Below are 10546 nucleotides of genomic sequence, written 5' to 3' on the forward strand. Positions count from 1 at the left end.
TCACGCGGCATCACCGCGATGACCACCGTATCGTCGATCAAGCGTCTCGGTTTCTTTACCCGTCTGCTCGACCAGACGGATGCAGCGGAACGCTATCGCCTGGCCACCGCGCAGATCGTTCAGGCCGAGCGGTGCGGCTTCGATTCGGCATGGATCGCCCAGCACCATTTCCACGAGGGCGAAGGCGGCCTGCCCGCACCCTTCGTGTTCCTGGCCCATGCTGCGGCCCACACTTCCCGCATTCGCCTGGGGACGGGCATCGTCACGCTGCCACTGGAACTGCCGATCCGGGTTGCCGAGGACGCTGTCGTCACCGACCTGCTGAGCGACGGTCGCCTTGAAGTGGGCGTCGGTCCGGGCGGCAATCTCACCGCCTTCACGGCCTTCGATCTCGACAGCAACGACCGCCATGGCCTGTTCGACCGCCACCTCGACATGCTGAAGACGGCATGGTCCGGCGGCACTCTTCCCGGCGGTGACAAGCTCTACCCATCCAGCCCCACCCTGGTCGACCGCGTCTGGCAGGCGACCTTCACCGTGCAAGGCGCGCGCCGTGCCGGGGCTGCGGGCGACGGCCTGATGCTGTCACGCACCCAGCCGCGCACCGCCGATGCACCCAAGGCGTCCCTGGCCGACATCCAGAACCCGATGCTCGACGCCTATTTCGAGGCACTGCCCAAGGGTCGTGAGCCGCGGATTCTCGCTTCGCGCACCGTATTCGTGGCCGACGATCACAGGGAGGCGATGAAGCTGGCCGAGGTCGGCCTGTCGCGCATGCGCCACCGGCTGGCTGCCACGGGCAACCTCTCTTCCGGCAACCTGGTCGGCGACCTGATTGCCGCCATGGACGTCCATATCGGAACGCCCGACGAGGTCATCGCCTCGCTGCAGGCAGATACCATCCTGCAACGTGCGACCGATCTCACCATGCAGGTCCACTCGATTGATCCGCCGCACCCGTATATCCTGCGGTCGATCGAACTGTTCGCGGCCGAGGTGGCGCCGGCGCTGGGCTGGACGCCCGAAATCAAAGCGGGAGCAAGACAAGTCGCATGAGTGACGTAATCGACACGCTGGTGGGCATCGCACCGGGATCTAAGCTGGCCGCGATCCGCGCCCAGCGGTCGGAAGCGCGCAAGCACGCCCAGGCAAGCTACACGTCGCTGTTCGAACCCCGCGAGGTGGGCGGTGTCGCGGCCTACGAGCGCCATGCCATCGCCGCCTTCGTCGCGGGCCTGCACGGCGAGCCCAAGACGGATGCCTTTTATGCCGCCAAGCTGCCGTCTGGCCTGCGCGCCGCGGTTGCAGCGGAAGTCGCGGCCGCAAAAACAAAAGGCCCCTACGGTCACTTCCCCAAGGGACCGCTCAGCACCGAGGATGCGCCCGGCCCGACCTGGAAGGTGAGCGAGGCAGGCCGCAAGGCGCTGGACGCGCGGCTGGCGGCGGCGTTCGAGCACACCCACATGCTGGTGTTCCATCCGCGCGACGCGGCGTCGCCGGCGCTGCAGGCGTTGCTGGATGCCGGCTGGTCGACGACCGACATCGTCACGATCTCGCAGCTCGTCTCCTTCCTGTCCTACCAGATCCGGGTCGTTTCCGGCCTCAGCACGCTTGCGAGCACCCTATGATCCAGAAGACACCGACCGTGAAGACCCTGACCCCGCCGCCGCACACCGAGCCGGTGGTATTCACCCGCGACATGCTCGACTGGCTGCCCTGGATCGAGCCGATGGCCGAGCAGGACATGACCGAGCGGCACCTCGCCAGCCTGGTCGACGCGTCCCGCGTGAAATCACCCTACTTCAGGCTGCTGGCGCGCGATCCCGACGTGCTGGAAGCCCGCACCCGGACCGACAAGGACATCTTCTACAATCCCGAGGCCGGCCTGCCGCGGGCGGAGCGCGAACTGGCTGCCGCCGCAACCTCGCGGCTGAACGGCTGCATCTACTGCGCCTCGGTCCATGCGCGGTTCGCCGCCACCTATTCCAAGCGAGTCGACGACGTCCAGCGGCTGCTCGACGAAGGCGTCGGCGCCAAGCTCGACGCGCGCTGGGAGGCCATCGTGGCGGCTTCGGTGGCACTGACGGCGCTGCCGATCACCTTCGGACCGCAGCATATCGAGCGCCTGCGCACCGTCGGCCTCGACGACGCGGCGATCGCCGACCTGATCGGCGCCGCCTCGTTCTTCAACTGGGCCAACCGGCTGATGCTGTCGCTGGGCGAGCCCGCGACGCAGGGCTAGGACACCGCCCTACCAGTCGCTGTAAAGACCGTAGGCTTGGGGATCGTTGGCCCAGTCGTAGTCCATCTCTTCGACGGAAGCGGTCGGGCTGTACGGGTTGTCGGAATCGTTGGCCCTGACCGCGGCGGAAATCATCTTCGCGGAAGCCTTCTTGATGTAGGCATTGTAGGCTGTCTGGCTGCCGATATAAAGGCAGGCGCAGATATTCTGGTCGGGATAGACCCAGACGCTCTTGCCCTTGTAGGTCTTCCGCGAGAGTTCGTGCGCCGGCAGCCGCTTGAACGCCGCGACCTTCTCCGGCGTGTTCAGCGAGATCGTCTTGAAGCCGGAGGACGACAGCAGGTCTTCCTTGCTGACGGTGGGCGGCGGCGCGGGCATGCAGGCAGCCACGGCAAAGCAGGTCCCCAGAACGGCAAGTGTCGACCCAAACGGCTTCATTGCTTCCTCCCCGGGGGCGCCCGCCCCAAGACAAGCCACCTCAGGCGGCGGCCTTCAGCCCCATCTTGGCATCTTCCTTGATCATGTCCGCACCTTTTTCTGCGATCATGATGGTGGGCGCATTGGTGTTGCCCGATGTGACCGTCGGCATGATCGAGGCGTCGATCACCCGCAGGCCGGCGATGCCGTGTACCCGCAGCCGGTCGTCGACCACGGCCATGGGATCGTGGCCCATCTTGCAGGTGCCGATGACATGGTAGGTCGTCTGGCCGGTGCGGCGGGCGAAGTCGAGCCATTCGTCGTAGCTCTGCACCTTGTCACCGGGATTGTTCTCGAAGGCGATGTACCGGGCGATCCTGGGATTCTGCACGATCTTGCGGGCGATCTGCATGCCCGCCACCGTGGCGTCGCGGTCGGTCTGCGCCGACAGGAAATTCGGCCGGATCGCGGGCTCGGTGCCCGGCGTCGCCGACTTGATATGGATCGAGCCGCGGGAGTCCGGCCGGCACTGGCCTATCACCACCGTCATGCCGGGATCCTTCTCCAGCAGGCGTTTCTGAGCCGTATCGTAGCTCGCATGCGCCATGTGGAACTGCATGTCGGGCGACTCGAGACCGGGCCGCGTGCGCACGAAGCCATAGACGACGCCGGCGGTGAGGCTGAGCGCGCCCTTCCCGGTGGCATAATACTTGAGGACTTCCTTGACCAGGCTGAGGCCGCGTGTCTGCTCGTTCAACGTCTTCATATCCTTGACGCGCCAGTTCATGCGCGGCGCGAAGTGGTCGCCGTAATTCTCGCCCACGCCCTTCAGCGCGTGCTTCACCTCGATGCCGTATTTGGCGAGCAGCTCGGGCTGGCCGATGCCGGAATGCTCGAGGACGCCCGGCGACTGGACCGATCCGCACGACACGATGACCTCGCGGTTGACCCGCGCCTCGCGCTTCTGGCCGTGCACCGAGTAGGCGACACCGACGCAACGCTTGCCTTCGAGGATCACCTTGTCCACCAGCGCATCGGTCTCGATCCTGAGATTGGGCCGGGACCGTGCCGGATCGAGGAAGGCGCGCGCCGTCGACCAGCGCTTGCCGTCCTTCATCGTCACCTGATAGTAGCCGAAGCCCTCCTGGTTGCCGTTGTTGTAGTCCTTGTTCTTTGGATAGCCGCTGGCCTCGGCGGCATCGATGAAGGCGTCGCAAAGCGCGTGCGTCTCCCGCATCTCGGCCACGTTCAACAGGCCGCCCTTGCCGCGACTGTCGTCGCCGCCCAGCTCGAAATGCTCCGACTTCTTGAAGTAGGGCAGCACCTGCTCGTAGGACCAGCCGCGATTGCCGAGCTGGCCCCAGGTGTCGTAGTCGAGCGGCTGGCCGCGCACATAGAGCATGCCGTTGATCGAGCTCGAGCCGCCGAGCGCGCGACCGCGCGGACAGGGGATACGGCGGTTGGCCATGCCCGCCTCCGCTTCCATCTCGAAGTTCCAGTTGAACTTCTGGTGGTTCAAGAGCTTGGTGAAGCCGGCCGGGATGTCGATCCACATCGACTTGTCGCGCGGACCGGCTTCAAGCAGCAGCACCTTGACGGCCGAATCCTCGCTCAGCCGGTTGGCCAGAACGCAGCCCGCCGAGCCGCCGCCCACGATGATGTAATCCCAATCGGCCATGACGCTTCCTGCTCCCGCTCTCTAGACCTGGCTGGAAGCTACTCTAGCGCAGATGGCAGGAAACGTGATGTCCCGGTGCGATTTCGCGCAGCGGAGGCGACTCGATCCGGCAACGCGCCACGGCGTAGGGGCAGCGGGTGTGGAAGTGGCAGCCGGGCGGAGGGTTCACCGGACTCGGCACGTCGCCCTGCAGGACCCGCTTCTGCCGCTTGATGGCCGGGTCGGGAACCGGCACCGCCGACAGCAGGGCCTCCGTATAGGGGTGCTGGGCGCGGGTGAAGATCGAGCGCGTGTCTGCATATTCGACGATGCGGCCGAGATACATCACCGCGATCTGGTGGCTGATGTGTTCTACCACTGCGAGATTGTGCGAAATGAACAGGTACGAAAGCTGCCGCTCGCGCTGCAGGTCCTTCAGGAGGTTGATCACCTGGGCCTGGATCGACACGTCGAGCGCCGACACCGGCTCGTCACCCACGATCAGTTTCGGCCCCAGCGCCAGCGCGCGGGCGATACCGATGCGCTGACGCTGCCCCCCGGAGAACTGGTGCGGGTAGTTGCTCATCTGCGCCGGCCTGAGGCCAACGCGCGCAAACAAGGCGGCGACCTGATCCTGGCGCTCCTTGCGGCTCGATACGCCATGAACCAGCAGCGGCTCGCCCACGATATCACCCGCGTACATGCGCGGATTGAGCGAGGAAAACGGGTCCTGGAAGATGATCTGCATCTGCCGCCGGTAGGGCCGCAACTCAGCCTTGGACAGGCCGGTGATCTCGGTGCCGCCAACCTCGATCGAGCCCGACGTCGGTTCGGTCAGGCGAAGCACGGTGCGGCCGGCGGTGGTCTTGCCGCAACCGCTCTCGCCGACCAGGCCCAGCGTCTCGCCGACGCCGATTGTGAAGCTGATGCCGTCGACGGCGTAGACCTGGCCAACGGTGCGGCGCAGCAGGCCCTTCTTCACCGGAAAATGCTTCTTGAGATCCCTGACCTCGAGGACGGGAACGTTGGACTCAGCCATCGCTGTGCCAGCAGGCCGCCCAGTGGCCTGTCCGCTTCTGTTCATAGGCCGGCCGTTCGCGCCGGCAGAGATCGTCGGCCTTCTCGCAACGCGGGGCGAAGGCGCAACCCTGCGGCAGGTCGAACAATGGCGGCACGATACCGGGAATTTCCTGCAGGCGTTCGGTCCGACGTTCGATCTCACCGCGCATCAGATCGAGCCGCGGGATCGAGGCCAGCAGGCCCGCTGTATAGGGATGCAGCGGCCGGGCGAACAACTCGCCGACCCCGGCTTCCTCGACCTTGCGGCCGGCATACATGACGATCACCCGTTTGGCGGTCTCGGCGATCACGCCGAGATCGTGGGTGATCAGGATCACCGCCGCGCCGAACTCACGCTGCAGCTCGACGATCAGCTCGAGGATCTGGGCCTGGATGGTGACGTCGAGCGCCGTCGTCGGTTCGTCGGCGATCAACAGCTTGGGATTGCACGCCAGCGCCATGGCGATCATGGCACGCTGCCGCATGCCGCCCGAAAGCTGGTGCGGGTACTCCTTGGAGCGCTGTCCCGGCTCGGGAATGCGCACCAGATCCAGCATCTCGATCGCGCGCTTCAGCGCCGCCCTGCGATCCAGGTTGCGGTGCAGGATCAGCGCCTCGGCGATCTGCTTGCCGATCGTCATCACCGGGTTGAGCGACGTCATCGGCTCCTGGAAGATCATCGAGATCTCGTTGCCGCGCACGCTGCGCATCTCCTCTTCGCTGATCATGAGGAGATCGCGGCCGGCCAGCCTCACCGACCCCGACACGATACGACCCGGCGGATCGGGGATGAGGCGCATCAGCGACAGTGCCGTCATGCTCTTGCCGCAACCCGATTCGCCGACGATTCCCAGGGTCTCGCCCGAGGCAACGTGGAAATCGACGCCATCGACGGCTTTCACGATGCCCTGTCGCGTGTAGAACCAGGTACCGAGGCCCTCGACCTCCAGGAGCGCGCTCATGTCCGCGGGCTCATATACGCTCACTCATGTACGCTCGCGGGGGTCGAGAATGTCGCGCAACGCGTCGCCCAGCAGGTTGGTGCCGAATACCGTGAGGCTGATGGCGACGCCGGGGAAGATCACCAGCCACGGCGCGGTGCGCACATACTCGGCCGCCGACTCCGAAAGCATACGGCCCCACGACGGATAAGGCTCGGGAATGCCGAGGCCGAGGAAGGACAGCGAGGCCTCAGTCAGGATAGCCGAGCCGAGCTGCGCCGTGCCGAGGACGATGAGCGGCGCCAGGGTGTTGGGCAGGACATGGCGCACGGCGATGCGCACTTCGCCCATGCCGACGGCACGCGCCGCCTCGACGAAGGGTTGTTCGCGCAAGGACAGCGTGCTGGAGCGCACGACACGGGCCACGGTCGGCACCAGCGGGATGGCAATGGCGATGATGGTGTTCTCGAGCGACGGCCCGAGCGAGGCGGCCATCACCAGCGCCATCACCAGGAGCGGCAGCGACTGCATGACATCCATCACGCGTTGGGTGGCGAGATCGAACCAGCCGCCGAGATAGCCCGACATCAGGCCGATCGTCACGCCGAGGATGCCGCCCAGCAGGGTGGCGCCGAGGCCGACGGTGAGCGAGATGCGCGCACCGAAGACGATGCGGCTGAACATGTCGCGACCCATGAAGTCGGCGCCGAGAAAGTAGTCCATCCCGGGCTTCGCGAGGGAGGCCCGGGCGTTGGTGGACGTCGGATCGTACGGCGCGATGAAGTTGGCGAAGACTGCCGTCGCCACGAACAGCAGCACGATCAGCGCGCCGACCGCCCCCAGCGGATAGCGGCGCGTGAAAAAGAGTATGCGGCTCCACCAGCCGGTGACGTTGGCACCGGCGCGGGAGAGTTCGGCTTCGTGGTTGATGATGGCCATCGCTGCCTCAGTCCGCGTACTTGATGCGGGGATCGAGAGCCATGTAGGCCATATCGACCAGGAAGTTGACGACGATCACCACGAAGGCGATCAACATCACCAGGTTCTGCACGATCGGATAGTCGCGCCACAGGATCGCCTCGACGAGAAAACGCGCAACACCGGGAATGTTGAACACCGTTTCGGTGACGATCAGGCCACCCACCAGAAACGCCGCCTCGATGCCGATGATGGTGACCACCGGCAGGAGCGCGTTGCGCAACGCATGGTCGTAGTTCACCGAGGTCTGCGAGGCGCCCTTGGACCGGGCGGTGCGGATGTAGTCCTGGCGCATCACCTCGAGCATGGAGGATCGCGTCAGCCGCATGATCAGCGCTGAACTTCGGAAGCCCACCGCGGCGGCCGGAATGCTGAGCAGCAGGAGTTCATCGATCATACTTCGCGGTTCGTTGGTGTAGATCGGGATCATCCCGAACCACTGGACCGACGCCATCAGGATCAGCAATCCGAGCCAGAAGGAAGGTAGCGACAGGCCGCTTAGACTGAGCACGCGCAGGAAGTAGTCGAACCCGGTATTCTGGCGCACCGCGCTGATGACGCCGAGCGGCACGCCCAGGATCACCGAGAAGAACAGCGCCAGGCCGGCGAGCTTGGCGCTGATCGGAATGCGCGGGGCGATCTCCTCGATTGCCGGCCGTTCCGACACATAGGCAAAGCCGAGATCGCCCTGCGCCAGCCCGCCGATCCAGTGGATGTACTGGTCGAAGATCGGCCGGTCGATACCGAGCTCACGGGCGATCTTGGCCTTTTCCTTGGGATCAGCGATGCCCGCCGAGTCGACCAGGATGTCGGCGACATTGCCGGGCACCAGGCGCAGCATCACGAAGATGAGCACCGACATTCCGAAGAGCGTCAGTGCCATCAACAGGAAGCGGCGGGTCAGATAGGCGCCCATCGTTGTCCCCTAGCGGCGGCTGGGCGGCTCGACTAGCGATCGAGCCAAATGTCTTCGAAGCGCCAGCCGTTGTAGATGCTGTTGTGCTGCAGGAGCACACCCTTGAGTTGCGGCGTCCAGCAGGTGTTGGCGGCGTTCTGGTTGATCACCGGACGGGCGCCGTCCTCGATCAGCTTCTGCTCGACTCCCCAGACCAGCTTCTTGCGCTTCTCGCGGTCCAATTCGGCCGACTGCTGCTCGATCAACTTGTCGACCTCGGGGTTCTTGTAGGCGGTGTAGTTGCGGTCCGAGGTCGAGTGGAAATTCTCGTAGAAGTTGGTGTCGGGATCGTCGACGCCCAGGCCAGTCAGGTTCAGGCCGATCGAGTACTTCTTGCCCTGGATCTTGGTGTACCAGACTGTCGTATCGATCGGCTCGAGCTCGCCCTCGATATGGATCTGCTTGAGCTGGTCGATCAGGATGACCGCCGGATCGCGATAGATCGCGATGTTGCGGGTCGAGACCTTGATCTTGAGCGGCTTGTCCTTGGTGTAGCCGAGCTTCTCCATGATCGCTCGGGCTTCGGCGAGGTTCTTGTCCCGGTTGGGAGAAAAGCCAGGCATGGATTCCAGCATCTCCTTGGACATGCCCCATACGCCGGCTGGCGGCGGCAGCATCGACGCGCCGTTCAGTGCGTGGCCCTGGAACAGGATGTCGTTGAACGCCTTCCGATCGAGCGACAGCGACAGGGCGCGCCGCAGTTCGGGGTTGTCGAAGGGGGGTGCGTCGCGGTTGACGAGCAGGTTGGTGTTGACGTTGCTCGGCCGCGCCTCGCAGACGGCGTCGGCCTTCTGCGCCTTGACGTCAGCCAGCATCGGGAAGGTGACGTCGGAATCGAACGTCATGTCGAATTCGCCGGCCACGAAACCCAGCATGCGCGTGCTGCGGTTGGGCACGATCTTCCAGTCGATGGCATCGAGGTAAGGACGGCCCTTCTTCCAGTAATCGGGATTACGCACCAGCTTGATCGCCTCGTTGCGCTTGAACTCGACGACTTTGAACGGCCCGGTGCCGATCGGCTTGGAGCGCATGTCGCGGCCGTTGGCGTGGCAGGCATAGACCGGCGAATAGCCGGCGGCCAGCATCGACAGGAACGAGGGCTGCGGCCGGCCGAGCTCGAAGGTGACTTCGGTGTCGGAGCCAACTTTCACGTCCTTGAGGTTGCTGTACCAGACCTTGCGCGGGTTCTTGCGAATCAGGTCCGACTTCTCGTCGGCCTTGCCGATCAGCGCGTCCCAGGTGCACTTCACGTCCTTGGCGGAGAACGGCTTGCCGTCGTGCCACTTCACGCCGGAACGCAGCTTGAAGGTGAGCTTGGTCTGGTCCGGGTTCCACGACCAGCTCTCGGCCAGATCGGGGACGATCTTGTCGGGACTGTTGACCTTCTCCTTGGGGTCGAACACCACCAGATTGTTGAACACCGCCATGAACGGCTGCACGACGGAAATCGTGGCCTCCTCGTGGATCGAGGCGCTGGGCGGGTTGTCGCGATGGGAAATGCGGAGCGTTCCGCCCTGCTTCTGGGCAAAGGCCGGTGCCGACACTGCAACGAACGCAGCCAAGCTGCCGGCAACGAATGCCAAGCGAGTACGCATAGAAAGTCCTCCCAGACTCACGCGATAGCGGGCGTGTTGTTATTCCCCGTTGCCGCGAAGCTAGCACATCGTATGAAGCGGCCAAGCGCTAAAGCGCCGATCTAGCTCGAAGGGCCCTTAAGTTCGATCTGGTTGCCTTCCGGGTCGTGGAAATAGACCGACGGTCCATTGCCCTCCGCGCCGTAACGCTCGACCGTTTCGCCGACCGATATGCCGTACGGCGCGAGCTGCCTGACGATGGCGTCACGATCGAACGGTTCTACACGGAAACAGAGGTGATCCATGTTGGGGGCGCCTTCCGCGCGCGCGCCGGCAACCAGGTCCAGCATCGAAGCGCCAGCCCGCATCTGTACGAGGCTGATCCTTTCCAGCCGGCGCTCGACGTTGAACCCCAGTGCCCGCTCGTAGAAGCGCACCATGGCCGCGAGATCGCGCACCCGGAGCACGACATGGTCGATTCGTTCGACACGGAAAGTCATGGCGACTAGCTTATCCCATCCAGAAAGGCGAAAGCCACGGGAGGGAACATGGCCATCGCGATCAACGCCGCCAAGGCGCGGCTGAAGAAAAACCAGCTGGCGATCGGCATTGGTGTCCGCCTGGTGCGCAATGTCGACATCATCAAGGTCATGAAGGCGGCGGGTTTCGACTGGCTGTTCCTCGACCTCGAGCATGGTTCGATGTCGATCGAGACGGCCTGCG

11 protein-coding genes are annotated in these 10546 nt (G+C 64.7%); 3 read left to right on the forward strand and 8 right to left on the reverse strand.

Annotated features, from left to right (window positions below; all coding sequences use genetic code 11):
• The first annotated feature begins 18 nt into the window (after nucleotides 1-18).
• From EPO55_RS12785 to EPO55_RS12795, 3 genes are read left to right on the forward strand one after another with little or no spacing between them, the layout of a single operon-like run.
• Nucleotides 19-1056, forward strand: coding sequence for a putative FMN-dependent luciferase-like monooxygenase (locus EPO55_RS12785; protein ID WP_296337240.1), 1038 nt, complete (start codon nucleotides 19-21; stop codon nucleotides 1054-1056).
• A complete protein-coding gene (locus EPO55_RS12790) occupies nucleotides 1053-1628 on the forward strand; it encodes a CMD domain protein (protein WP_296337241.1) in 576 nt (191 codons plus the stop codon). The genes EPO55_RS12785 and EPO55_RS12790 overlap by 4 nt, the downstream gene beginning before the upstream one ends.
• Nucleotides 1625-2242: an alkylhydroperoxidase domain protein gene (locus EPO55_RS12795; protein ID WP_296337242.1), complete on the forward strand. Its 618-nt coding sequence runs from the start codon at nucleotides 1625-1627 to the stop codon at nucleotides 2240-2242. The genes EPO55_RS12790 and EPO55_RS12795 overlap by 4 nt, the downstream gene beginning before the upstream one ends.
• Nucleotides 2243-2251: 9 nt before the next feature.
• Here the strand turns inward: EPO55_RS12795 and EPO55_RS12800 are convergent, their stop codons facing one another.
• The 8 genes from EPO55_RS12800 to EPO55_RS12835 form a co-directional block, all read right to left on the reverse strand.
• Nucleotides 2252-2680: a hypothetical protein gene (locus tag EPO55_RS12800; RefSeq protein WP_296337243.1), complete on the reverse strand. Its 429-nt coding sequence runs from the start codon at nucleotides 2678-2680 to the stop codon at nucleotides 2252-2254.
• Nucleotides 2681-2720: 40 nt separating this feature from the next.
• Nucleotides 2721-4337, reverse strand: coding sequence for a choline dehydrogenase (locus EPO55_RS12805; protein WP_296337244.1), 1617 nt, complete (start codon nucleotides 4335-4337; stop codon nucleotides 2721-2723).
• A 43-nt stretch (nucleotides 4338-4380) separates the two neighbouring features.
• Complete coding sequence (locus EPO55_RS12810; RefSeq protein ID WP_296337245.1) at nucleotides 4381-5355, reverse strand: dipeptide ABC transporter ATP-binding protein; 975 nt, start codon at nucleotides 5353-5355, stop codon at nucleotides 4381-4383.
• Nucleotides 5348-6337 carry an ABC transporter ATP-binding protein gene (locus EPO55_RS12815; RefSeq protein WP_296337246.1) on the reverse strand — a complete coding sequence of 330 codons (990 nt, stop codon included), beginning with the start codon at nucleotides 6335-6337 and terminating at the stop codon, nucleotides 5348-5350. Before EPO55_RS12815 ends, EPO55_RS12810 begins: the two co-directional genes overlap by 8 nt.
• Before the next feature lie 24 nt (nucleotides 6338-6361).
• Entirely contained in the window at nucleotides 6362-7255 is an 894-nt protein-coding gene (locus EPO55_RS12820) for an ABC transporter permease (RefSeq protein ID WP_296337247.1), read from the reverse strand.
• Nucleotides 7256-7262: 7 nt separating this feature from the next.
• Nucleotides 7263-8210, reverse strand: coding sequence for an ABC transporter permease (locus EPO55_RS12825; protein WP_296337248.1), 948 nt, complete (start codon nucleotides 8208-8210; stop codon nucleotides 7263-7265).
• A gap of 32 nt (nucleotides 8211-8242) precedes the next feature.
• Nucleotides 8243-9844, reverse strand: a complete 1602-nt coding sequence (locus tag EPO55_RS12830; protein ID WP_296337250.1) for an ABC transporter substrate-binding protein — start codon at nucleotides 9842-9844, stop codon at nucleotides 8243-8245.
• A 101-nt stretch (nucleotides 9845-9945) separates the two neighbouring features.
• Entirely contained in the window at nucleotides 9946-10323 is a 378-nt protein-coding gene (locus EPO55_RS12835; protein ID WP_296337251.1) for a VOC family protein, read from the reverse strand.
• Between the last annotated feature and the right edge of the window lie 223 nt (nucleotides 10324-10546).

Origin of the sequence: Reyranella sp. (assembly GCF_004296935.1) — a bacterium.
Lineage (GTDB): Bacteria > Pseudomonadota > Alphaproteobacteria > Reyranellales > Reyranellaceae > Reyranella.

Excerpts from the sequence above, each read along its gene's own strand:
- EPO55_RS12790 (WP_296337241.1), top strand. The coding sequence starts at position 1,053 with ATGAGTGACGTAATCGACACGCTGGTGGGCATCGCACCGGGATCTAAG.
- EPO55_RS12800 (WP_296337243.1), bottom strand. The coding sequence starts at position 2,680 with ATGAAGCCGTTTGGGTCGACACTTGCCGTTCTGGGGACCTGCTTTGCC.
- EPO55_RS12830 (WP_296337250.1), bottom strand. The coding sequence starts at position 9,844 with ATGCGTACTCGCTTGGCATTCGTTGCCGGCAGCTTGGCTGCGTTCGTT.
- EPO55_RS12835 (WP_296337251.1), bottom strand. The coding sequence starts at position 10,323 with ATGACTTTCCGTGTCGAACGAATCGACCATGTCGTGCTCCGGGTGCGC.
- EPO55_RS12805 (WP_296337244.1), bottom strand. The coding sequence starts at position 4,337 with ATGGCCGATTGGGATTACATCATCGTGGGCGGCGGCTCGGCGGGCTGC.
- EPO55_RS12815 (WP_296337246.1), bottom strand. The coding sequence starts at position 6,337 with ATGAGCGCGCTCCTGGAGGTCGAGGGCCTCGGTACCTGGTTCTACACG.
- EPO55_RS12810 (WP_296337245.1), bottom strand. The coding sequence starts at position 5,355 with ATGGCTGAGTCCAACGTTCCCGTCCTCGAGGTCAGGGATCTCAAGAAG.
- EPO55_RS12825 (WP_296337248.1), bottom strand. The coding sequence starts at position 8,210 with ATGGGCGCCTATCTGACCCGCCGCTTCCTGTTGATGGCACTGACGCTC.
- EPO55_RS12785 (WP_296337240.1), top strand. The coding sequence starts at position 19 with ATGACCACCGTATCGTCGATCAAGCGTCTCGGTTTCTTTACCCGTCTG.
- EPO55_RS12820 (WP_296337247.1), bottom strand. The coding sequence starts at position 7,255 with ATGGCCATCATCAACCACGAAGCCGAACTCTCCCGCGCCGGTGCCAAC.
- EPO55_RS12795 (WP_296337242.1), top strand. The coding sequence starts at position 1,625 with ATGATCCAGAAGACACCGACCGTGAAGACCCTGACCCCGCCGCCGCAC.